Source organism: Runella sp. SP2, from assembly GCF_003711225.1.
GTDB lineage: Bacteria > Bacteroidota > Bacteroidia > Cytophagales > Spirosomataceae > Runella.
Genome location: NZ_CP031030.1, coordinates 542,262 through 566,319 on the forward strand (window position 1 = coordinate 542,262; position 24,058 = coordinate 566,319).

The 24,058-nt window shown below is 45.9% G+C and carries 19 protein-coding genes; 8 read left to right on the forward strand and 11 right to left on the reverse strand.

The features are described 5' to 3' along the window. Window positions 1–7 precede the first annotated feature (7 nt). Both recF and DTQ70_RS02140 read left to right on the forward strand, forming a co-directional pair. Complete coding sequence (gene recF / locus DTQ70_RS02135) at window positions 8–1,105, forward strand: DNA replication/repair protein RecF (protein WP_122929280.1); 1,098 nt, start codon at window positions 8–10, stop codon at window positions 1,103–1,105. 39 nt (window positions 1,106–1,144) lie between these two features. Beyond that, window positions 1,145–1,369 carry a VF530 family DNA-binding protein gene (locus DTQ70_RS02140; protein ID WP_122929281.1) on the forward strand — a complete coding sequence of 75 codons (225 nt, stop codon included), beginning with the start codon at window positions 1,145–1,147 and terminating at the stop codon, window positions 1,367–1,369. 17 nt (window positions 1,370–1,386) lie between these two features. Here the strand turns inward: DTQ70_RS02140 and DTQ70_RS02145 are convergent, their stop codons facing one another. Both DTQ70_RS02145 and DTQ70_RS02150 read right to left on the reverse strand, forming a co-directional pair. Then, complete coding sequence (locus DTQ70_RS02145) at window positions 1,387–3,168, reverse strand: ABC transporter ATP-binding protein (protein ID WP_122929282.1); 1,782 nt, start codon at window positions 3,166–3,168, stop codon at window positions 1,387–1,389. Between the two features lie 140 nt (window positions 3,169–3,308). After that, a complete protein-coding gene (locus tag DTQ70_RS02150; protein ID WP_122929283.1) occupies window positions 3,309–4,595 on the reverse strand; it encodes a hypothetical protein in 1,287 nt (428 codons plus the stop codon). A gap of 77 nt (window positions 4,596–4,672) precedes the next feature. Here DTQ70_RS02150 and DTQ70_RS02155 point away from each other — a divergent pair, with 77 nt between their 5' ends. The 3 genes from DTQ70_RS02155 to DTQ70_RS02165 all read left to right on the forward strand — a co-directional run bounded on the left by DTQ70_RS02155 (window position 4,673) and on the right by DTQ70_RS02165 (window position 11,281). Further along, entirely contained in the window at window positions 4,673–5,932 is a 1,260-nt protein-coding gene (locus DTQ70_RS02155) for a helix-turn-helix domain-containing protein (RefSeq protein WP_122929284.1), read from the forward strand. Between the two features lie 93 nt (window positions 5,933–6,025). After that, window positions 6,026–7,753, forward strand: a complete 1,728-nt coding sequence (locus DTQ70_RS02160; protein WP_164489817.1) for a T9SS type A sorting domain-containing protein — start codon at window positions 6,026–6,028, stop codon at window positions 7,751–7,753. A gap of 150 nt (window positions 7,754–7,903) precedes the next feature. Next, window positions 7,904–11,281, forward strand: coding sequence for an exodeoxyribonuclease V subunit beta (locus DTQ70_RS02165; RefSeq protein WP_122929286.1), 3,378 nt, complete (start codon window positions 7,904–7,906; stop codon window positions 11,279–11,281). A 220-nt stretch (window positions 11,282–11,501) separates the two neighbouring features. Here DTQ70_RS02165 and DTQ70_RS02170 read toward each other — a convergent pair whose 3' ends face one another. The 8 genes from DTQ70_RS02170 to bcp all read right to left on the reverse strand — a co-directional run bounded on the left by DTQ70_RS02170 (window position 11,502) and on the right by bcp (window position 19,997). Beyond that, window positions 11,502–13,199: a M14 family metallopeptidase gene (locus tag DTQ70_RS02170; RefSeq protein WP_122929287.1), complete on the reverse strand. Its 1,698-nt coding sequence runs from the start codon at window positions 13,197–13,199 to the stop codon at window positions 11,502–11,504. Between the two features lie 21 nt (window positions 13,200–13,220). Next, window positions 13,221–15,863, reverse strand: a complete 2,643-nt coding sequence (locus tag DTQ70_RS02175) for an alpha-L-rhamnosidase N-terminal domain-containing protein (protein ID WP_122929288.1) — start codon at window positions 15,861–15,863, stop codon at window positions 13,221–13,223. A 112-nt stretch (window positions 15,864–15,975) separates the two neighbouring features. Next, window positions 15,976–16,413, reverse strand: coding sequence for a Spy/CpxP family protein refolding chaperone (locus DTQ70_RS02180; RefSeq protein ID WP_122929289.1), 438 nt, complete (start codon window positions 16,411–16,413; stop codon window positions 15,976–15,978). A 21-nt stretch (window positions 16,414–16,434) separates the two neighbouring features. Then, the gene (locus DTQ70_RS02185; protein ID WP_122929290.1) at window positions 16,435–16,872 is read right to left on the reverse strand and encodes a hypothetical protein; all 438 of its coding nucleotides are present in this window, start codon (window positions 16,870–16,872) and stop codon (window positions 16,435–16,437) included. A 70-nt stretch (window positions 16,873–16,942) separates the two neighbouring features. Then, complete coding sequence (locus DTQ70_RS02190) at window positions 16,943–17,500, reverse strand: RNA polymerase sigma factor (protein ID WP_122929291.1); 558 nt, start codon at window positions 17,498–17,500, stop codon at window positions 16,943–16,945. A 101-nt stretch (window positions 17,501–17,601) separates the two neighbouring features. Next, window positions 17,602–18,558, reverse strand: coding sequence for a transketolase family protein (locus tag DTQ70_RS02195; protein ID WP_122929292.1), 957 nt, complete (start codon window positions 18,556–18,558; stop codon window positions 17,602–17,604). Window positions 18,559–18,560: 2 nt separating this feature from the next. Then, the gene (locus DTQ70_RS02200; RefSeq protein WP_409050424.1) at window positions 18,561–19,418 is read right to left on the reverse strand and encodes a transketolase; all 858 of its coding nucleotides are present in this window, start codon (window positions 19,416–19,418) and stop codon (window positions 18,561–18,563) included. Between the two features lie 123 nt (window positions 19,419–19,541). Next, window positions 19,542–19,997, reverse strand: a complete 456-nt coding sequence (gene bcp / locus DTQ70_RS02205) for a thioredoxin-dependent thiol peroxidase (RefSeq protein WP_122929294.1) — start codon at window positions 19,995–19,997, stop codon at window positions 19,542–19,544. A gap of 125 nt (window positions 19,998–20,122) precedes the next feature. On the opposite strand from bcp, the gene DTQ70_RS02210 reads away from it, so the two are divergent. The 3 genes from DTQ70_RS02210 (at window position 20,123) to DTQ70_RS02220 (ending at window position 23,649) form a co-directional block, all read left to right on the forward strand. Continuing rightward, on the forward strand, window positions 20,123–21,256 hold the full coding sequence (locus tag DTQ70_RS02210) for a 5-(carboxyamino)imidazole ribonucleotide synthase (protein ID WP_122929295.1): 1,134 nt from the start codon (window positions 20,123–20,125) through the stop codon (window positions 21,254–21,256). A gap of 54 nt (window positions 21,257–21,310) precedes the next feature. Continuing rightward, window positions 21,311–22,624 (forward strand): NAD(P)/FAD-dependent oxidoreductase, encoded by a 1,314-nt coding sequence (locus tag DTQ70_RS02215; RefSeq protein WP_122929296.1) that lies wholly within the window; start codon window positions 21,311–21,313, stop codon window positions 22,622–22,624. A gap of 119 nt (window positions 22,625–22,743) precedes the next feature. Further along, window positions 22,744–23,649 (forward strand): prohibitin family protein, encoded by a 906-nt coding sequence (locus DTQ70_RS02220; protein WP_122929297.1) that lies wholly within the window; start codon window positions 22,744–22,746, stop codon window positions 23,647–23,649. On the opposite strand, the gene DTQ70_RS02225 is transcribed toward DTQ70_RS02220, so the two are convergent. Then, window positions 23,643–24,047, reverse strand: coding sequence for a hypothetical protein (locus DTQ70_RS02225; protein ID WP_229600057.1), 405 nt, complete (start codon window positions 24,045–24,047; stop codon window positions 23,643–23,645). The two genes, DTQ70_RS02220 and DTQ70_RS02225, sit on opposite strands and share 7 nt — an antisense overlap. Window positions 24,048–24,058: the final 11 nt, after the last annotated feature.

Consider the following 24,058-nt stretch of genomic DNA (forward strand, 5'->3'; position numbering starts at 1 on the left):
CCATTCAATGCCACAGCTATACCTAGAAAAACTCCAACTTATGGGATTTAAAAACTACGAGGAGGGACGTTTTGAGTTTAGTCGTTCCCTCAACTGTATCGTGGGGGAAAACGGTAGTGGCAAAACCAATTTGCTCGATGCTATTTATTGGTTGGGGCTGACCAAAAGCGCGTTTCAGGTGCAAGATGCTTTTAGCATTCAGCACGAAGCTGATTTTATGATGGTGGATGGGGTATTCTGGAAAGATCATAAAACTGTCCAAATTACGTGCAGTTTGCAGCGTGGACAACGAAAAGTAATTTTGTCCGACAAAAAGCCGTATGAGCGTATCAGCGACCACATTGGGCTGTACCCTGTGGTGTTGGTAGCGCCAAACGATACGGATTTAGTCCGCGATGGGAGCGAAGAACGACGCCGTTTTTTTGACGGAGTATTGTCGCAGCTTGACCAACAATATCTCCAAGATTTGCTTCAATACAATAAATTATTGGCGCAACGCAACGGCGTTTTGAAGCTATTTTACGACCGCCGCTACGTGGACGATGATTTGCTTGATACGTACGACGAGCCACTTGTTGCGCTCGCTAACCGAATTTTTGAACGCCGTCAGCGCTTTTTGGAAGGTTTTGAACCGTTGGTGCAACACTATTATTCGTTTTTGGGAGAAGGGCGAGAGTCGGTAACGATTAAGTACGAATCAGAAGTCGAAAACCTGGATTTTCGTGAGCTATTTCGGGAACACCGCACCCGCGATTTGAACGCTCAGCGGACACTCATGGGTATCCACAAAGATGATTTTGGGTTTGAAATGGACGGGGTAGCACTACGGAAATTTGGTTCGCAAGGACAGCAAAAGTCGTTTGTGTTGGCCTTAAAATTGGCGCAATTTGATCTTATTGCGATTGAAAAAGAAATGAAGCCGTTGTTGTTGCTCGATGATATTTTTGATAAACTCGACGACCGACGTATCCAAAAACTGATACAATTGGTTGAAAAAGATACTTTTGGTCAAGTATTTTTGACTGATGCCCGTCCCGAACGAACGCGAGCGTTGTTGAAAGATACTGTGGCAGAAGTACGTTATTTTGTGTCAGGAACAACCTAATCGATTGAAATTTTGAAGAAAAAATAACCTTAAAATTGTATGAATAATCCGCAAGCCAATAATCCATTACACGGCATTACCCTCGAAATGATGTTGCATCATTTGGTGGCACATTATGGCTGGGAAACCATGGCCGAATACGTCAACATCCGCTGCTTTCAATTTGACCCAAGCATCAAATCAAGCCTAGCATTCCTTCGTAAAACTCCGTGGGCGAGGCAAAAAGTAGAAACACTCTATTTGATGAGTTTGGACGAAAAGTAAGTAAGGTTTGGTGTGTTTTACACCTCTTCTCCTTGCAACTGCTTGTCGTATAGTTCTTTGTAAGGGCCGTTTCTGTCAAGGAGTTCGGTATGCGTACCTTGTTCGATGATTTCTCCGTCGTTTAAAACCACGATGAAATCGGCGAGTTTGGCCGACGACACACGGTGAGAGATAATCACCGAGGTGCGGTCTTGCATGATGCGTTGGAGGTTGCTCAAAATCGTGTTTTCGGTTTGCGTATCTACGGCCGAAAGGCAGTCGTCCAAAATCAAGATTTTAGGGTCACGGGCAATGGCGCGCGCAATCGAAAGCCGCTGTTTTTGACCACCCGACAGCGTAATGCCGCGTTCGCCTACTTTGGTGTCAAATCCTTCGGGGAAATCAACGATATTGGCGTACAAATCAGCGTCTTTGGCTGCTTGTTCAATTTTAGAAAACGGCAAGCCTGTTGTTCCAAACGCTACGTTTTGAGCGATAGAATCTGAAAACAAAAACACGTCTTGAGGCACGTAGCCCGTTTGGCTTCGGAGCGATTGAAGGTTATACTCTTTGAGCGGAACACCATCGACCAAAATCTGCCCTTCAGTAGGGTCATACAAACGCGTGAGAAGGCTGGCTACGGTACTTTTTCCCGAACCTGTTGTTCCCAAAATAGCCACCGTTTCTCCTGCTTTTACGCTTAGATTAAATTGCTTGATGGCTTTAATGCCCGTGTCGGGATAAACAAACGAGACATTGTCAAAACGGATGGCGCCTTGAATGTCGCGTACCGTATTTTTCTCCGAAACAATGTCGGTTTTGGTGGTCAAAAACTCATTGATACGTACCTGCGACGCCGCCGCTCGTTGGGTTTGGCTAGTTGTCCAACCAAGGGCCATCACGGGCCATGTCAGCATACTGACGTACAAAATAAACTCGGTGATGTTGCCAGGAGTTAGACGTCCTGCCATGATTTCCTGTCCACCAATATAGACCACGAGAATATTACTCAAGCCTACCAAGACCACAATAAAGGGATAAAACAGCGAATCGACGAGTGTCAATCCAAGCGATTTGTTGCGATAATCGTTGCTTTGATTGATAAAATGGCGAAGCTGCTCCCGCTCCCGAACAAACGCTTTGACCACCCGAATGCCTGAAAACGATTCCTGCACAAACGTCGAAACCGATGAAAGTTGTGCTTGCAATGCCTCCGAGCGTTTCATGATGATATTGTTGACGTAGTAAATGCTCAACGATAAGACTGGCAACGGTAGCAAAACATAAAAAGTCAGTTTGGCATTGACCGAAACCATGTAGCTAATCACCAAAATAAACAACGTAATGAGGTTGATGCCGTACATAATCGACGGCCCTACGTACATCCGCACCTTGCTGACATCTTCCGAAATCCGTGCCATGAGGTCGCCCGTGTTGTGGCGTCGATAAAAACTCAGCGGTAGGGTTTGGTAGTGGGCATAAATCTCGTTTTTAAGGTCAAATTCGATGTGTCTCGACATCACAATGAGGGTTTGCCGCACCATAAACAAGAAAACACCTTTCAGCAGCGCCATGGCCAAAATCAGAAGACCGTACAACAGGATGCTGAAGGCAAAAATGTCGTAAAAATTTGATTGAATTTTGGCGCCTTCAAACAAAAAATAGACGTCGAGGGTATCTTTTACCAAGTCGAGGGCATAGCGAACCAATTGGGCGGGAATGATGCCAAAAAGGTTGGAAATAATGGTAAAAAGTGTTCCAAGAATGAGATACCACTTGTATTTGACGAGGTATTTGTTGAGGTGGGCAAGTGCTTTCAAAGGCGCGCGAATTGGTTACGTTTGCTGTTTGGTATGATGGTCTAACACTATTTTTACGGAAAACGTTTGCGATAAACGTCGATTCCCTTACAAAACCAATGTCATCTGTATTTTTCACACAGCCTGTAAAATAGAATTTCTCAAGGTACAGTCTCCAACATCCAATCAAATGGTTTTTGGGCCAAAGGAAAAGTTTTCTTTTTTCTCTTTAAGACTACTTTCAACGAGTCATCTTGCACTTTTCCTTTGAGGATTACGGTGTTGGTGTCGGGTAAAGTGCATTGGAGAATAAACAAATTAGCGCTGTCGCTGGAGCGTTTTTTAAAGGAGATGGTTTGGTGTAAAGAATCCAATTTATAACCAAAATACGCTCGTCCGTAACGAATTCTGAAAAGCGTGTCGGCGGTTTGAATGCTACCACTGTTGTTTTTCTCAAAAATCATGTCCTTCCAGCGGAGGCTATCGGTTGCCATTCGCCCTGAGGTTTCAAACGAAGCCACGTCGAAAATGCCCGTCGTCAAGACTTCTTTGGGAGGGGCTTCGTTGAAAGGATGAAGGCTTGATTGGTAGGAAGAGTAGAAAGGAAAAACGATAAATAAACCGATGAAAACAACTTTTAACAAAATACGAGACGTTTGCATCCATTTTTCGGAAAATGCGTACGCAGGAGGTAGCGGTTCGGTAGGCTGATTGAGAACAAAAAATCGAAGAAGACGCTGGGCATCAGTCAGGAGTAAAATACAACTAAACACAAACAAGTGCATCGAAAACAGCTTTACAGGGATGTTGTAAGCCAAATTCATCATTGCCACGTTTAGAAAAACGCCCGCAGCTATCAATGCCCCCAAAGTACTTGTACGTCGGAAAATGAGCAAAGCCCCCGCTACGCATTCCATCACCCCCGAAAATACCTCGTAGGGCTGCGAATACCCAATAAAAAACCAAGCAAACCGCATCGGCGACAAATCGCCAATGGGAGTGGCGAACTGGCTCAAATTGGGGAAGGGCATTTGTTGGGCATATACTTTGATAATCCCGTACACGAACGAAACCATGCTGACGTAATACCGAAGCCCTACAATGAGCCAATAGTAGGCAGTTTCGTAGCTTGGCCTTTTACGGTCGAGCAGCGACCAAAGTGCCGTCCCGACGAGGGCCATGAGGCTATGAAAGCATAACTCTGCGTACCCAAACGAGGTGTCGCCGCTACCCGCCACGGGAACTAATACGTCTTTGATATGAAACAAATACTGGTTGAGCCATTCTACCACTGCTTTTTCGGCAGCCATATAGCCGTTATGCACAACTCCTATCAGTGGTAATTCGGAAAAACCAAAGAAATTGATGCAGTAAAAACCAAAGTAAATGGCAGTGAAACGAAAAATGATTTTACGCCAAAGTGGCCAATCGGAGGGCGATGTGATCATGTAAAAAAAGGAACGAGGTTTGTTATTTTAGGGCTATTTACAAAAAAACAAAAAATAGCTAACTTGTGCTCAATTCTATGAAAAAACTCGCTTTACAGCTGGTATTTGTCCTTCTCGTGCATGGTGTTTGCGCTCAATTACCTATTTACTACCTTGACGAACTCCCAACCATCGATGGTCAATCCAACGAATGGCCTCAAGCGTTTTTTCGGAGGTATCGCCCCAAAAGTCGTTTGGTAAAATCACCTAACGAAATGCGGTATGCATTGGGCTTTGATGAAATGTATTTGTACGGTGTTTTTGAGGTAAAAGATGCTCATTTGACCGACCTTGCCAACGATAAAAGTGGTAGCCCTCGTATTACTTTTAACGATGGAGTAGAGTTCTACATTGATACCCAAAATAATAGCAAAGCGTTAATGGAGGGCGATGATTTTCAGCTGATTATGGATGCTATGGGAAACTTAACTGTGTTTAGGGGAGGAGATAAGTTTTTGATAAAAGTAAACGAATCAAAGGTCCCCAAAGATACCATGACGTCGCATTTTGTGATGGATTATCAGGTGGCTCGTAGGGGGACTGTCAATAACGAAACCGATCAAGACGAGGGATACCTTATTGAGTTTCGAGTAGCTTGGGCTGCTTTGGGAATTCGCCCGCAGATGCAAAAACGCTTCAAGGTGGACATCTGCCTCAACGACGCCGACCATTACCTCGACATTCGCCCCTTGGCCGAAGACGCCTCTATTCCTTTTTATGACTACCAAAGTATCGGTGGCTACAAAGATTTTGGTTTTCCGACTAGGTGGCAAGCGGCTGAGTTGGTGGGGCAAGCGACTTGGTGGACGGGCTTTCGACGTACATTCACCAAGGGTATAGGAGTGGGTTTAAGTATCGTTTTGATTGTTGTCGCGTTCGGAATTTGGCAATGGAAGCGTCGTTTCCCAACCATTGTGACCGTCGAAGAAAAAGTCTATCGAGTGATTGCGCCCACGGACGTAGCTGCGGACGATGTGACTCTTGTTGGAAATGCAGAGCGATTTGTGCTGCAAAACCTTCAACAAGAACTTTCTCCGTCTGATCTTGCCGAACACCTCAACCTCAGCTTGCGTCAGCTCCAACGTCAACTGCGGGAAGAAGCCAATCTGACTCCCACGGATTTTATTCGTAAAATCAAACTAGAAAAAGCAGCGCTCTGGCTGGTGTCTTCTCCAAAAAACGTTACCGAAATTGCCTACGAATTGGGATTTACCGACCCTGCCTATTTTTCCCGAATCTTTAAGAAACACTTTGGCCAAACTCCCTCTGATTTTCAAGAAAAGGCTCAAAAAACGTAGATTGGCGCGATTGTACCAGTTTTTGTCGTGTTTGTAGGTCTGCATTTTATGGTAAAAAGCGAGCTTTGTTTTCAAAATAGAACACAAAGTTGTATGCAAAAACTATTGTTGAGTATTGCCTTTATTGTTGGCGTTTTATGGCAAAGTTTAGCCCAAACCATTCCTTCTTTTCCAGGGGCGGAGGGCTTTGGAGCGGTGGCTACGGGAGGGCGCGGTGGTAGTGTTTATTACGTCACCAATCTCAATTGCTCTGGGCCTGGGTCGTTACAAAACGGTTTGAACCAAACGGGAGCTAAGTATATTTTGTTCAAAGTGAGTGGGGTGATTCCGTGTGCCGCCGAAGTTTTCAAAGGGGATGTTACCATTGCGGGGCAAACTTCCCCAGGAGGAATCATTGTTCGGGGTATTATTTTGGACGAAATCTACGAGCAAAACACCCACTCACGCAATGTGATTATTCGCCACCTGCGTTCGCGCCCAAAACCTACCCAAACATTGCCTAACCAAGGGTACGTACTTGATGACGGCTTGCGGCTCGACGGTGCTTCAAACGTCATCGTGGATCATTGTTCGTTTGCCAATGCCATTGACGAAAGTGTGCAAATTTCGCATTCACGCAATATTACCATTCAAAACTGTATGCTGTCCGAAACCCTCGGCGAGCACTTTCATTTGGGGGGAATGTTGGTCAATTATTCGCGTGCCGACCATCCGCAAGACAATATTAGCATTCACCACAATGTTTGGAATCGGATTGGGGGGCGTTTTCCTGAATTGTCGTGTGAGTCACCCTTTTGTAGCTCGGCGCCACTCAATATCGAAATCACTTCGAATCTTTTTTGGGATCAGCAGATTCAGACGTGGTACAACGCCTGTACGTCGGGTGGGAGCGATTGTACCAATTTTCGACTGAACCTCAATTTTACCAACAACTACTCGGTGGTTCGTTCTACTTACAACGGCCCATTAGCCTCGGCCGATTTTTTGTCCAACGCGTCCAATCGGCTGTTCGTTTCAGGGAATCGTTTGAATAGATATGCGCAATATTCAGATTATCAGTTATTTTACTGCTGCAATGATTTTAACACAAACGCCCCCAACACCAGTTTAGGAACTGCTCAACGCCTCACAACGCGCCATTCGTTTCCATTAATTACGCTTACAGCGGCGACTGACTTGCCAACCTATGCTGCCAAAAATGTGGGCGCGTTTCCCCGTGACCCGATGGATCGGCGTTTGTTGGCACCAATTGCCTCAAACACGATTGCTTCCCAAGCCATCAACGGCACCGATTATTTCAACGACGCATTTCTGTTGGATACCGCCCCACCGCCACCTGTCGATGCTGATAACGATGGAATGCCCAACGACTGGGAAACTGCCAATGGCCTGAATCCCAACGTACAAGACCACAATGGAACGCAACTCTCTAAAAAATTTACGGGGGTAGAAGGGTACACCAATTTGGAATGTTACCTCAACGAACTTTCGGATAAATTGGTAGGCCAAACGAGCGTAGTTGTGATACCTCCAAGCACGACAATTACGGGGATTGAACTCACCCCAAGCGAGCGGATTTCTGCCTCGGTAAGCCCTAATCCTGCCGAATCGGGCATTGTGGTCAAAGTAACGGGGCAAACAGGCCGTCTGTGGCGTTTTGAGTTGCTCGATGCCCTCGGACGGGTGGTTTTGCAAGAAAATAACATTGCGACGCGTGAAAAATCAAGTGCACTACCTCGGTTATTACCCAATGGCACCTATACGATTCGGATTTATCTTGATAATCAGACGTTTTCGCAGAAGGTTGTGGTGTTGAAGTGAGTAGGGTTCATTTTACCACCATATTAAGATATATAAGTGATTATAAGAAAACTTCTATGCTCTTATATTTCTTATATGGTTCAATAATTTTTCAGTATCCCCATAAATGGACTAACTTGCATACCTCGAAAATAAGTTCGTTGTTGCTTTATGTTCAAAATCGTTAGTTCATCGGCGGGGTCGGGCAAAACCTACACCCTCACCAAAGAATACCTCAAGCTCGTTCTCCAAAACGATAACGCTTATTATTTTAAGCACATTCTTGCTATTACGTTCACCAAAGCCGCTACCCGCGAAATGAAGGAACGGATTTTGGGGCGTTTGCAGGTATTTGCCGAAGGCGGAAACGATCCCATGTTGGCTGACATCATTCGTGAACTTTATCCCCAGACCCTCAACGACCTCGAAGGGGCCTACAAAGTGCAAGAACAAGCCCTGAGGACGCGAGCCGAACGCGTTTTTAAGCAAATTTTGCACGATTACAGCGACTTCGCTGTCATGACGATTGATAGCTTCGTCCAGCGGGTAGTGAGCGCATTTACCGACGAACTGGGGATGCCTTTTTCGTTTGAAGTGGAGATGGAAGCGGGTGAACTTTTATTGATGGCGGTAGAGCGTTTGCTCGAACATACGGGCGATGATTCCTACGGAGAATTGACCGATATTTTGGAATCTTTTTACTTGGAAGCAGGGCAGGATGGTCAAAACTATCACAATTTGCCCGAAGCATTGGCGAGTTTTGCCACCGATTTGCTCAACGAACAACGCTACGCAGCCATTGTTCAAAATTCAGAACTAACAGCCAAAGACTTCAAAAAAATCCGTCGTCAACTGGTGACTGCCATTAAAACATGGGAGAACCAAATCATTAAATGGGCGGAGGAAGGACAACGGCTAATTTTGGAGAAAGGGCTCGACGAGAAAGATTTTGCGTACGGAACGGTCTTTAAATATTTCAAAAAACGCACCGAAGATTCGGAATCGATGTCGGAACCTGGTAGTCGCGAAAAAGATGCGTTTGAAAACGACAAAGGGTGGTTGGCAAAATCAGCGCGTCCGTTTGTGGTGGAGGCAGTTGAAACTCTGAAACCGCAATTGGCTGATTGCTACGGGCACATTGAAAAGATTCGCCTCGAAAACAGTCAACATTATTATTTGTACCAACAGCTGATTCCGCACTTGTACCATTTGTCGCTGTTGAACGAAATTAAGGAAGAATTTGACCGCCAACTGCGAGAAAACAACCGCGTCCACATTTCGGAATTTAACCAAAAAATCCTCAAAATCGTCACCGAAGACCCCGTGCCGTTTATTTACGAACGTCTGGGGGAGAAATTTAACCACATTCTCATTGACGAGTTTCAAGATACTTCCAAATTACAGTTTGCCAACCTCCTGCCGCTGATTGACAATAGTTTAGGGTACGAGCACTTTAATTTGGCCGTGGGTGATTCCAAGCAGGCGATTTATCGTTTTCGAGGGGGTGACATGGATCAAATCATTGCGCTTCATTCCAAAAAAATGGACCGCCTGTATCGTTCTTTGGGCGATAGCGAACTGACGGTAGAACGCCTTGAAAATATTCGTTGGCACCTCAAAGACGATGTGCTGCGTACCAACCGCCGAAGCGCCCGCGAAGTCATTGAATTTAACAATGCTTTTTTTGAAACGGTCGAAAAACTATACCGCGACCAATTTCCGTTAGCGCAGGAAGTGTTTGCTCAAGTTGCCCAAGAAATTCCACCTAACCCCAAAACAGGAGGTCAAGTAAACATCGAATTTGTGGAAGGGAAAGAAGGCGATGACGAAAACGATACCCCCGTGATGATTACCCGAACGCTGGAGTTGATTCGGCAAGTGACAGAACAAGAGGGTTTTTCGTTGGGAGACGTGTCGGTGTTGTGCCGTTTTAAACGAGATGCCAAAAAGATTGCCAACCATTTAAAAGAAAACGGATACAATATTATTTCGGATGATTCGCTGTCGTTGCGGTTTTCGGCGGCGGTCAATCTGGTGACTGCATTTATGCGGGTACTGGTAAAACCCGATAGTCGCTTGGATAAATACGAAGCACTGTATCTTTACTTCCGCCTGATTTTGGAGCGGATTCCTGATGCGAACGACAACCAGTTTATCAAGCAAGCAGTGGAGTCCACCGATGTGCATTTGTTTTACAACTACGTGAATAAATTGCAGGATACAGTTTATGGGCAAAAAAAACTCGATACACTACCTTCTACCCTCGACACTCATTTGACGCCTTACAAGTTTCTGCAAATGAGCGCTTATGAGCTTTCGGAAAAGCTAATTCAGGTGTTTCGTTTGTTTCAACTCGTGGACGAACGCGACTATTTATTTCGCTTTTTGGACGTGGTGCTCGAATTTAGCACGCAACGCGGAAGTCACTTGGCCGACTTTTTGGAATATTGGGAAACCCAAAAAGACAAAATCTCGATTTCTGCCCCTTCCGACCCCAACGCCATCACCGTCCAGACCATCCACCGTTCCAAAGGGCTTGAATATCCCATTGTTATCATTCCGTATGCCGATTGGGAGTTTGTGCCTAGTGCCAAACGGGATACCATGTGGGTAAATTTGGAACCAGCTGAAGCATTAGGCGTATCGTCGTGGGAAGCTGGAAAGGTAGAGGCTGGAGAGGCGATAGAATACATGGAAGAAAGATTCCTAAAAACAGGTTCTGTACGAGTCACATCTGCCCTCGACCAAACACCCGACGCCATCGCAACGCAGTACCGCGAAGAATGCGAGCGGGTATTTGTCGAAAACCTGAATTTGTTGTACGTGGCCTTTACGCGTCCCACGCGGCGGTTATACGTACTGGCCAAAGCAGAAAACTTTGAAAAAATCAAAACACCTCGCCGCATTAGTTATTGGTTGTATCAGTACCAGCAGTCCGCGGACAGCGAGCAGCAGTTAGTAGATAGCAGTCAAGTGTTAGCAGGGGATAGCTCCCACACTCGACATTCTGCATTCGACCCTCGACATTCATTCTACATTCCCAACGTCATTTCAACCGACCGAAGTCGTGAATTGCGCCTCCGTCGGTTGGCCAATCGGGTGTTTGACGTGGAGACTTTTGAACAAAAAAAAGACCACGGAAACAAAGTTCACTATGCTTTGTCAAAAGTAAAAACGCCCAGCGATGTTCCGATGGCATTGGCACAAATGCAAAACGATGGAGTCATTGATTCCTCCGAATCCGCAGAAATTCAAAAAAGCCTCGAAAATATTTTAAAACATCCTGATTTGAAAGGGCTGTTCGACGCTGAAAATACGGTACTCAACGAGCGTGAAATCTTAACTCCCGATGGCAACCTTCATCGCCCCGACCGCGTCGTGTTTTTACCCGATGACTATGTGGTGATTTTAGATTATAAAACGGGGATTCCTCTCGACAGCCACAGCCGACAAATAAAACGGTACGTGAATCTATTCAAAGAGATGGGGCACAAGCGAGTTGAAGCGTTGTTGGTTTATATCGAACGAAACGAAGTAGTGAAGGTATAGGTCAGACGATAGTCAGACCTGAGAAGTAACTATCGGGTCTGACTACCGTCTGACCCAGTACAATATTTTTTTGAAAAAATGTGACATCAGGGTATGTTTTTACGTATATATGACAAACACAGTTGTCAAAACAAACCCCAACATACTATGGACCCATTTTTTTACTTCGGCGAAGACGAGTTTGAGTCAGACGAACCGACTCAAACTCCTGATACAATGGCTATTTCGGCAAGCGATACACAGGATACCGCAAGTATGATTTCTCCGAATACGGAGAGTTTTTGTAGATAAATTCTAGCTGCGCGGCACCATTTTTGGCGAACGCTTCGTCCGCTTTTTTACGTTCTTCCAACTTCTGCTTCAACGCTGCGTCTTTACGGAGCAAATCGGCCGCCACGTCTTCAAACACATAGGCCGAAAAGTGCTCTTTTTGTGCCAAAATACTATCAAAAAAATTCCACGAAAAAAACGAATCAGAACCTTGTGGTTCAAGGGTCTCGACAATGTATCGGTTGCTCGGCTGATTGACCGTGATGATGTAATCTCCTTGATAAAATGGGAGTTTCTGGGTTTCCTTACGCAGCGTTACTCCCGTGTGGTTATAGTGCCCTTCGTAAGGCTTGGCGGGGCTTTTGTAGTCTTCAATGTAATAGGTTTCGACTTCCATTTCGGTGTCTTTTGGCAGTGTTTGCATTTGTACACCGTTGAGTTTTAAAAGCTCAATTACCCGACCCCAACTCTGCGGAATGATGTAGGCTTTGGGCTTTTCTATTTGTAAATCAGCGACGTAATGGTCGTAAAATGGAATACGTTTTGTAAACGGCTCATTTCTATCATAATAGAGTCGATTGAGGCCGCTCACTTCGCTGGGCTTGTATTTGGCCGCAAATCCTTTAAAGGTAATAGAATCTGCCACTGTGCGATCCAATTTCCAACTCAACGGAAATTTTGTTTGAGCCGCAACGGCTGCATCCGCTTTTTGTTTGTTGGCCACAATCGTGTTGGCATGTTTTGTAGCAAGTTCTAGCGTAATTTCCATAAACGCGTACGTTCCTTTGACGCGTGTGGGGTAATCCTTGAGCATGTGAAGTTCTACCACAAAGGTTTCGCAGTTGAACAACGACGCGTACCCAGAGCTGTAGCGTGGGCCATCGTTAAAGCCTAAATAACCCGTTTCGGGAGTAGCGCCAAACGCGTTGACGTACGGAACGGGAGGAAAACCAGAAGCAGACAGTTTTTGATCGAGGGCAGGATTAAATTCTTTGCTAAAAAAGCCCGAAACCTGTGCGTTGAATTTGTCTTTTTGGGTCGCAAAATAAGTAACAGCATGTTGGTAATCGGCGCCGTTGGAGGTGTGGTTGTCGATAATAATGTGAGGTCTCCATGCTTGAAACATCCGTTGCCACGACTCCGAATTTTTGGAATCTGTTTTGATAAAATCACGATTCAGGTCGTAGTTTCGGGAATTCGCGCGGAACCCGTAGGTATTGGGGCCGTTTTGGTTGATGCGCGAAACCCCGCGATTGAGCGCCCCGTCCACGTTGTAAACAGGTACAATACAGAGCACAACGTTGGCAGGAAGGGCTTTCTTCTCCAACAATTCCCGTGCCCACATCATGCTGGCATCAATTCCTTCGGGTTCGCCAGGGTGAATGCCGTTGTTGACCAATAAAGTGACTTTTCCCGCTTGTGGCTTAAAAATTTTGTTGGCGGATAGTACAAATAAGTGAATAGGTTTGCCGATATCGGTCGTGCCTACTTCAATCAGCGACGCTTGGTCGTATTTTTTGTCCAAAGCCTGATAGAAGCGAATAATTTCTTCGTACGTAGCCGTTTCTTGGCCTTTACTGGTTTCGTACGAAATGGTTTGTGCCCATAGCATAGGCGACCACAAAAGTAATAGTAGCACTTTTTTCATGCGGTGTGATGAATTAGTTTGTTAGATGGTTTTGAGAATAAATGTGTGGGTACGACCCGAAGTTAAACGATATTTCCGAAGGCCATTGGCAGGTTGCCCAATGGTAGGCAGGCTTTTTAGCTCCTCTGCCGCAGGTACTACAAGCTCGGCTTCGCATCCTTGCGGAAGTGAAATTTCGAAGGTTCGGTTGCCAAGTTTTCCCATTGCACTGAATAAAATAGCACCTTGGGCGGTGTAGTTAATAAGCGAAAGTTGGTCTAAATCACCCAATTGAGGTCTTATTTGAGCTTTTTTAAACGCTGGACTGAGCGGCTGAATGCCTGCCAGCCCCATGTAGGTGACAAAAAGGGGCGCTACGGGGCAATGGCTCCACTGCTGGGTTGAGTCGTGTCGAACGTGCCACCATTCTGCCAACGTATTGTTTTCAACCACGGATTCCATTCCGTACCAACGCGAACGGAAGTCGTCGATAATAGGCTGGACATTTCCTGCTTTTGCCAGTGCCCAGTAGCGCCAATTGGCATTGGCGGGGTAGGAGATGCCTAAGTTGGCAGGAGGAGTTGCAAGCGCTTTTACACAAAATTTGGTGATTCCCTCGGGGCATTGATCGTATAAAATGGCCGTAGCTAAAGAACGGTCGCAAATACGTTCTTCTTTTTCTTCGGCTACCCAAGGTAAATTATTGATAAACATTCCTCTGGCCGAACTCCAAAACAGCTTTACAGTCGCGGTTTGAATTTCGTTTCCAACAGCGCGGGCTTTGTTGGCTAGGTCGTTCATTCCCATAGCTTCGCAAAGCGGAGCGAAAGCCTTTTGCATCATAGCTGCCGTGTAGAGATTGAATGCGCACTGCTTATGTCGTTGTTTTTTGTAGGCATCATGATCTATCCAAACGGTAGGCACCCCCAAATTCTCCACGGGAAGGAGTCCGTTGGAAGCACGAAGTTTGAGGAGATAATTAAAAAATTTGACCAACCGAGGCATCACTTCGGTCAGTGCGAGTTTGTCGCCCGTATAAAGGTAATAATACCAACAATCGAAATTAAAACCCACGCCGTGGTCGAGCAAAGGTCCCCACGGGGTTAGCCCTACCTGCCGCTCCATGACACGTGCGAGTCGGTCAAAAGCAGGCCAAGCGTCCAGAAAATAGCCGTCGAGGGTTAGACCTTGACTGTAGGTATTGATAAAACGAGCGTGTAAAAGTCGGTCGCCAAAGGTGTTTTGAAGGCTGTGGATTTGGTGGCCACAATCGCCGCTGTATTGCTGACGCTCGCGCGCCATCCCATCGACAATCGTTTCTTGACATGAGTTATGCAAGGTGTTAATCGCAGCTTCGAGTACTTTTTGAATTTTCGCATCGTTGCACTGAACTTGGGCGGGATTAGGCCAAGGATACTGCCGACGACGAACGCCCACATTGCTCACAATGGCTTGTCCCTCGCTTCCGTGAATGTGAAGCTGTAACCACCGCAATGATTCAACGTCAAACGTTTCGAAGCGATTGGTACCCGTGCGGCAAATGAAGCGAGTCCACGAATTAAACTTAGTATTCAACAATGGCTCGCCTCCTACAAGGTGCGCTTCTTGTACCATGAGTTCGATAATTGTCCCGCTGGGGGCGTCAATCGTAAAATAAGGAAAACCAACGACTTGCTCTTTCAACTCAAACGTCAAAATGGCTCCACGGTCTTTGTCCACATTGATGGTCCAGCTCTGCGGGGTACTACTCACCACACAAGGGAGGCGTTGCACAACGTAAGCATCGGGAGTACCAAATTCAAAATATTCTTGGGGACTTCGTTTCCACCGAATAGTCATCGACTCAGCCAGTTTGGCGACCGAAAGAAGGTTTTCCTTGAGCAGCGGAATACTTCGGCTGCGTAGTTGCGAAGTTTCCACGCGGCCACTGATGTCTAAGGTATATTCGTTGAAGGTACTGTTGATGGGTGGTTTGTTGGCGGGGTTGTTAAGTTCTTGCGCCAAAAGCCATTCTTCAAACGGGACATATTCGGCGGTGTACCATTTGTGAGGATAAAGGCGCGCGTCAAATTCCTCTTGAAAAGCCCGCAAATACCAGCGTTTGTAGTGCCCAGGTGGCCAACTGCGCGCAATGAGGGTTTGCCAAGTTCCATCAGAAATTACTTGGAGGGTATTTCCGTTGGCAAATTCAATATCAATTTTAAAAAGAAATCCAGGTTTTCCCACGGGCCAGGTTCCATCACCGTGCCCATAAAACAACACCTGCGCGCCCAAAACGTTGGTTCCTGCGTTCAGGTGGTTGGTGAGGTCAATTGGGTCAGCTTCTGACCAACGAGGGTCGGCGGGGGCGGGTCCGAACTGAATGCGTTGCCCATTGGCAAAAAATAGATACCGACTATCGCCAATGATATACCCTTTTGCGGTTCGGGGCTTAGAAGGTAAATTCAACTCTTTTCTGAAAAGCACTACGGTATTGGGCAAGCACCGCTGCATTGGGTACCAAATCCATTTGGCGGGGCTTAAATCAAGGGCAAGGGTAGGTGAGGGGGCAAGAAAGGGTTGTAGGGAGACTGGCAAAGAGGAGGGCGCAGAGGTTTCTGGAGCGTTCGGAGCTAACCATAAAGAAAGGCTACTAACTGACGAGTTTTTCAGAAACGTACGGCGGGATGTAGTAAAATCTATCATACGCAAGGTTAGGTAAATGCGCCTACAAGTTACACAAGCCCACGGATTTTTAACAAAAAAGGCAGGGAATTTACATTGCCCTGCCTAACCTTTATACGACATATTTTGTTAATTACTCTTTTCCCGAACGTGGGTTGCGGTTTAGGCGTTGTAAAAGCATTTGCGTGAACATCTGTTCTGCTTTATAAAGCTCTGCTAACTGCCTGACGTTGATAACTTTGAGAAATTTAGCGACGTATTCTTTCTCCAAATCAACTTCTTTTTGCTGCAAATTCAGCGATTCTTTGATATTGGCCAGGATTTTTTCATCGGGTGTTGTCAAGGTATTGGTTTCGACAATGAGGCGACGCATTTGTTTGCGAATCTCTTTTTTCTTCCCGTCAAAATCGTTGTAAATAGGCCAAAACTGCTGAGATTGTTCGGTAGATAAATTGAGGCGATTGGTGATAAGCCCAATTTTGGCGTTTTCTATTTTTTGGTTTCCTCCATCCTGCGCCACAGCGGCGTGGGTGAGAAGGGAAACGATGGCGACAAACAGTAACTTTTTCATGGTTGGTATGTAAGGTGACTACTAAATATTTTCTTCAATATCTGCTTCCTGAATAGCTTTTCGGAGGGCTTCATCATCGACGTTGAGCTGTTGTAACAATACGTCTTCGTTGGAATAAAGCTCATTGAGCGACGTTTGTTCGCCCATTTCCTGTTGGGTGATTTGCGTATCTTTTAAATAATTATAGATTTCTTGGTCAGAGACTTGACTGAGGCTTTCTTCGCTCAGCGACAATTGTTTTTGGGGATATGTCACCCACAAAAGTGCCCCAATCACGCTGGCTGCTGCTCCTACAATGGCCGTACGGCGCCACGACCAACCGATGGTAAATTTGGTTTCTTTTTCGTCGATATGCTCATGCAAACGCGTCTGAACCATTGAAGGAAATTTGTCAAAATATCCTTCGGGGGTTTCAAACGGAAGTTTGCGGTCTAGTTGTTCCAGTTTTATCTTTTTCATGGATGTGGTAGTTGGTTCAATGCCCTTTTACGTTCCCTTTTTGTTTTTGACAAACCTGCGACAATAAAGTTTAATCTTCCCCGTTTAAAATCTTCTCAATTTTTGCCACCGCGTGGTGATAACTCGCCTTCAATGCGCCCACGGAGGTTTTCGTAATTTCCGAAATATCCTCGTAGGTAAGGTCATCAAAATACTTCATGTTGAAAACCAAACGCTGTTTTTCGGGCAGCGTAAGTACAGCTTTTTGCAGTTTTAGCTGTATTTCATCGCCAGCGATGGGGTAGTCGGAATGTCCTGCTGCGGTTTCTAATTTTTCGAGTAGTTCACCCTCAACGTCGTTGATAGAAAGAAAAAAGCGACGACGTTTTTTGTTTAAAAAATTGAGACACTCGTTGGTAGCAATGCGGTAAAGCCACGTGTAAAGCTGGGAGTCGCCGCGAAAATTTTCGAGCGACTGCCAGGCTTTTATGAAGGTTTCTTGTGTCAAATCGTCAGCGTCGTCGTGGTCAATCACCATTTTGCGAATGTGCCAATACATTTTCTGCTGGTACTTTCGAACCAGTTGATTGAAAGCGAAATTACGGCTTTCAGGATTGGCAAATTTCTCAATAATGGTTTGGTCAGTCATGCGCTACGCTTTGTGTTACTCGTTATCTGTTATTGGTTAACCGTTTGGGTCGAAATTATAAATATTTCAACGGTTGACAAATAACAGATAACCGTTAACAATTATTTCTTTCTAGCAATAGCACGTTTGGCGGCTTCTACGATGGCTTTGGCCGAAAGACCGTATTTTTCCATCAATTGAGCAGGTGTACCGCTTTCGCCAAACGAATCTTTTACTCCTACGTATTCCAACGGAGCAAGGTGTTTCTGAATCAATACCTGTGCGATACTATCGCCTAAGCCACCCGCTACTTGGTGTTCTTCGGCCGAAACAGCACAACCCGTTTTCTTTACCGAAGCTAAGATGGCTTTTTCGTCCAAAGGTTTAATCGTATGAATGTTGATGATTTCTGCGTTGATGCCTTCTGCTTCGAGCATTTCACCCGCCTGAATCGCCTCCCATACCAAATGGCCTGTAGCAAAGATACTTACGTCAGTTCCTTCGTTGACCATCCATGCTTTTCCGATTTCAAATTTTTGGTCAGCATCGGTAAAAACTGGAATCACTGGACGACCAAAACGCAAATAAACTGGGCCGTCGTGCTCAGCAATGGCGATGGTAGCGGCTTTGGTTTGGTTGTAGTCGCATGGGTTGATAACGGTCATGCCAGGAAGCATTTTCATCATTCCCAAGTCTTCCAATATTTGGTGCGTAGCCCCGTCTTCGCCCAACGTAAGACCCGCGTGCGAAGCGCAGATTTTAACGTTTTTGTGCGAATACGCTACGCTTTGGCGTACTTGGTCGTACACACGACTAGTAGCGAAGTTGGCGAAAGTAGTCGCAAACGGAATTTTACCCCCGATGGTAAGCCCTGCGGCCATTCCAATCATGTTGGCTTCCGAAATCCCGCACTGAATAAAGCGCTCTGGATTTTCTTTGATAAACGCATCAAGTTTCAACGAGCCCACAAGGTCGGCGCAAAGCGCAACGACGTTCGGGTTGGTCTGACCTAAAACTTGCATACCCGCACCGAAACCGCTACGAGTGTCTTTTTTTTCTGTGAACGTGTATTTTTTCATTTCTAGTAATCTCCCAAAGTTTCTTCTAATTGTGAAAGAGCTTGTTCCAATTGTGCGTCGTTAGGGGCTACACCGTGCCACTTGTGCGAGTGCATCATAAAGTCAACACCTTGACCCATTTCGGTTTTCATCATCACGGCGATGGGTTGGCCCTTGCCTACCAAACGCTTGATTTTGCGGAGAAGCGTCGTGAGTTCGTCCATGTTGTTGCCATCAACGTGCAATACTCTCCAGCCAAAGGCTTTGTATTTAGCTCCCAAATCGCGGTTGTCGTTTACTTTCTTCGTAGAACCGTCGATTTGCTGACCGTTTACATCAACAAACGCCACGAGGTTGTCCACGTTGTTGTTCGGTGCAAACTGAACGGCTTCCCAAATTTGTCCTTCCTGTTGCTCACCGTCGCCCATCAAGCAATAAACGAGTGTTTTATCACCGTTCAATTTCTTAGAAAGTGCCGCTCCGATAGCTACCGAAAGCCCTTGTCCCAACGAACCCGACGCCACGCGAACGCCTGGAAGGTGCTCGTGCGTAGTAGGGTGACCTTGCAAACGTGAACTAAGTTTACGGAAAGTAGCAAGCTCACTTACATCAAAATACCCACGACGGGCCAACACGCTGTAAAAAACAGGGGAAATGTGACCGTTTGACAAGAAGAAAAGATCCTCTCCTTTGCCGTCCATGTTAAACGACAAGTACCCGCCTTTGCCTTTGCGGTTATTGATTTTCATTTGTTGAAAATACAAGGCCACTAACAAATCGGCACAGCCCAAAGACCCGCCAGGGTGGCCCGATTGACAGCCGTGAACCATTCGTAAAATATCGCGTCTTACTTGCGAAGCAATGCTTTGTAGCTCAGTCATTTGAATTAGTAAAGTATTGGTAGAATTGAAATTGTTGCAAATATAATTGTCAAAGTGACACTTTAAGGGTATTTACTCAGAAAAACTTACATTTTTGCGAAGAAGGACTAATGATAGCCGCGATTAGTTGCCGCCTAACACTTGTCCTGCATGGTTTTTGGTATCCACTTTCGAAATCACTTCTTGGATAACACCCGCTTCATCAATGATAAAGGTAGTACGAATTGTACCCATGTACTTTCGTCCGTACAACATCTTTTCGCCCCAAACTCCGTAAGCTTCAACGATTGTATGCTCAGGGTCAGCAAGGAGGGGGAAGGGCAAACTATACTTGTTAGCAAACTTTTTGTGTGATTTTTCGTCATCGACACTCACACCCAGCACTGCAAAGCCTTTGTGAAGCAAGGCATCATAGTTGTCGCGCAGGCTGCAAGCTTGGGCGGTACAAGCGGGGGTGCTATCTTTGGGATAAAAATAAATGACAATCTTTTTGCCTTGAAAATCAGATAGTTTTATGGTGTTGCCGTCTTGGTCTTTGGCCTCAAACGAGGGCGCTTTGTCACCAACTTGAAGTGCCATGTTGTACTGCGTGAAGGGGTTATTCTCAGTTAGAATTGTTTTGAGGCCGCAAGATACTAATAAATGTGAAAGGAGTCTGTAACTTTGCCCCCAAACCAGTAAGGAACAAAAAATAACAGATAACAGTGTTTGATACTAGCAAAAAAGTCGGCGTATTGGGAGGTGGGCAGCTTGGGCTTATGTTGTTGCAAGCCGCCATTGATTGGAACCTAAACGTAAAAATCATTGATGCCGCCGATGCGCCCTGTGCCCCCATCGCCCCTGAATTTGTAGAAGGCTCGCTGCAAGACTACGAGGCAGTGTATCGCTTTGGTCAGGATGTGGATGTATTGACCATCGAAATTGAAAAGGTAAATGTGGACGCGCTCGAAGCCCTTGAAAGAGAAGGAAAGAAGGTGTTTCCGCAGCCGCATCTGATTCGCTTGATTCAGGATAAGCGTACCCAAAAGCAGTTTTATCGTGAGCACGGTTTGCCAACCGCCGATTTTATCCTCACGGACAATCGGGCTGACGTAGCCAATTACGTCGATTTTCTGCCTGCTTTCCACAAATTAGGTCGCGATGGCTACGATGGTAAAGGTGTTCAACGCATTGCCACGCCCGCCGATTTTGACAAAGCTTTTGATGCCCCTGGGCTGTTGGAAAAAGCCGTGGATTTTGAGAAAGAATTGGCCGTGATTGTAGCGCGTAACGAAAAAGGTGAAATGGCCACTTTCCCAACGGTAGAAATGGTTTTTCACCCCGAAGCGAATTTAGTGGAGTATTTGTTTGCACCTGCCGAAATCTCAGCCGAGGTAGAACAACAAGCCGAAAGCCTCGCCAAAAAAACGGCCGAAGCGCTGGGCATTGTGGGATTGTTGGCCGTTGAAATGTTTTTGACCAAAGACGGTCAAGTACTTATCAATGAAGTAGCGCCGCGCCCGCACAACAGCGGTCACCACACAATTCGGGCCAATGTAACTTCGCAGTTTGAACAACATTGGCGGGCGATTCTGAATTTGCCTTTGGGAGATACCACGGCCTATACACCTGCGGCGATGGTCAACTTGCTGGGAGAGGAGGGACATACGGGGCCTGCTCATTACGAAGGCATGGACGAGGTGTTGGCCACGCACGGTGTTTTCCCGTTTTTGTACGGCAAAAAAATCACGAAACCTTTCCGCAAAATGGGACACATCACCGTGACAGACAGTAGCCTAGAAAAGCTAAAAACAAAAGCGGAGTGGGTAAAAGGAGCTTTAAAAGTAGTAACAAAATAAAGAACCAACCAGCCATTGGATGTGTTCTTGAGAAAAAATACTTCTTCTTCAACCATGACTCCCAATCTTCCCAAAACCGAACTCAAACGCGTCGTGATTGTTGGCGCGGGTTTCGGTGGGCTTGTGCTTGCCCGCAAGCTTTCGCAACGTTCAGATGTTCAAATAGTTCTTGTCGATAAAAACAACTACCACCAGTTCCAGCCCTTGTTTTATCAGGTGGCTATGGCAGGTTTGGAACCTAGTTCTATTTCGTTTCCGCTCAGGAAAGTGTTTCAGTCCAAAAAGAATGTGCACATTCGTGTGACGGACGTGAAGCACATCAATACCGAAACCAACGTCATTGAAACGGGTTTGGGAATGATTGAGTACGATTATTTGGTGCTGGCAACGGGGGCCGATACCAATTTCTTTGGCATGAAAAATATCATCGAAAATGCCATGCCGATGAAATCGGTGAGCGAGGCGTTGGCGATTCGGAATCGGATGTTGCAAAACTTTGAAGATGCGCTCAGTACGCAATCGCTCGAAGAACGGCTAGGATTGATGAACGTGGTGATTGTTGGTGGAGGTCCGACGGGCGTGGAAATTGCGGGGACATTGGCCGAAATGAAACGGCATATTTTGCCAAAAGACTATCCCGAATTGAACTTTGACTCGATGCAGATTTATCTCTATGAATCATCGCCTGCGGTGCTGGAGGTCATGTCAAAAGAAGCGTCGGTCAAAGCCAAAGAGTACCTTACTGACTTGGGGGTTAACCTGCGTCTTGGAATGCGTATTACTGATTTTGACGGAAAATATGCGTACACCAACACGGGCGACCGCCTGCGTACCAACAACTTGATTTGGGCTGCAGGGGTAAAAGCCAACGGCATCGACGGCATTCCGACGGAAGCCTACGGACGCGGTGGGCGCATCAAAGTCAACCGTTTTAACCAAGTTGAAGGTTTTAAAAATATCTTTGCCTTAGGTGATTTGGCGTTGATGACCGAAGAAAAATACCCCAATGGCCACCCGCAGTTGGCACAACCTGCCATGCAACAAGGCGAATTGTTGGCCAAAAATTTCGGTCGATTACTAAAAGGCCAAGAAATGCAGCCTTTTACGTACAAAGACTTAGGTTCGATGGCGACGGTCGGACGTAACTTGGCCGTGGTGGACTTGCCGTTCTGGAAGTTTCAGGGCTTTTTTGCCTGGGTAACCTGGATGTTTGTGCACCTGATTTCGATTGTAGGGGTAAAAAACCGACTTTTGATTTTTATCAACTGGCTCTGGAATTATGTCACTTACGACCAATCGTTGCGCCTGATTATCAAGCCCAAAATACCCAAAGAACGAGAAGAGGTTCCCGCAAAGGAAACGGTGTAATTTGCCATTCTTCCCGTTTTTTTACTTTTCTTGTTCTCCCAAAACCATTCTTCCAAATCGAGAATAATCAGCGGAAGAAGCATGTACGTTTGTGGTCTAATTTTTAACCTCAAACTACTATGTTTCTGATAGTTATTGGTGCCATTGTTCTGATAGCAGGCTTTGCTATCAACACCCCTGCGTTGGCCTTAGCCAAATTTTCGCGTCCTGTTAAAACAGTAGGTGTTATTGTGATGGTTGTTGGTTTTCTTACGGCTTGTATCAAACAAATTGACGCAGGTACGGTAGGCGTTCAATCTCTTTTTGGGAAAGTAAGTGATGGTGTTTTGACTAGTGGGCTAAACTTCGTCAATCCATTGGTGGACGTGGAGTCTATCGACGTTAAAACCCAAAACTATACGATGTCGGCAGTGAGGGACGAGGGAGATAAAGAAGGCGACGATGCCATTCGAGTGTTGACTTCGGATGGGTTGGAAGTGATTGTGGATTTGACGGTACTTTATCGCGTGATTCCGACCGAAGCACCTAAGATTTTGCGAGAAATTGGGCCTAATTACCAAGACAAGATTGTGCGCCCTGTCACTCGTACGCGGATTCGTGACAATGCCGTCAACTACGAAGCCGTGGCCTTGTATTCTAACAAGCGTCAGCAGTTTCAAGACAAAATTTTTCAACAAATTGAGAAAGATTTCAAAGTGCGGGGGTTGTTTTTGGAGAGTTTGCTAATTCGAAATATTAACTTGCCTGAATCGGTCAAAAAGACAATTGAGTCAAAAATTAATGCTGAGCAAGAATCCCAAAAAATGCAATTTGTGTTGAGCAAAGAAAAACAAGAAGCCGAACGTAAGCGGGTAGAAGCCCAGGGGATTGCCGATTATCAAAAAATTATTTCAGAAAGCCTCACCGACCGTCAGTTGCAGTACGAACAAATCAAAGCGCAAAAAGAACTTGCGACTTCGCCCAACGCCAAAGTGGTTATCATGGGAGGAGGTAAAGGAGTACCCGTGATTTTGGGGAATCAATAAAATTGTTTGAAAAGCGGAAAAATCCAATAGAGTGCTACGCTAAAAACGACGCCCCAGACACTTCCCCAGATGAGCATTTGGGTGAGTAGGATGGGGCGTTTTACTTTGAAAGACAGGGCTATAAGCGTCCCCCCAATGGGTGTAAAAAGCAACGGCGTAAGGAAGGCAATGCCCGTCATACCCGATTTTTTCCAGACCTTTACGGCCAGACGTGTCCGTGAGCTGAAAAGGCGTGGTTTTTGACGGCGATAGTTGCCGATGATTTGCTGAACAAGCGTGCCTAAAAAAGTGATAACCACGACGCTAATCATCATGCCAATAAGCGTACAAAGGGCTGTTTCGTACCAAGTTAGCTGAAGTGCATAGCCCGTGATGGGACCTGCTACAAACTTTACCATACTGGCGAAAA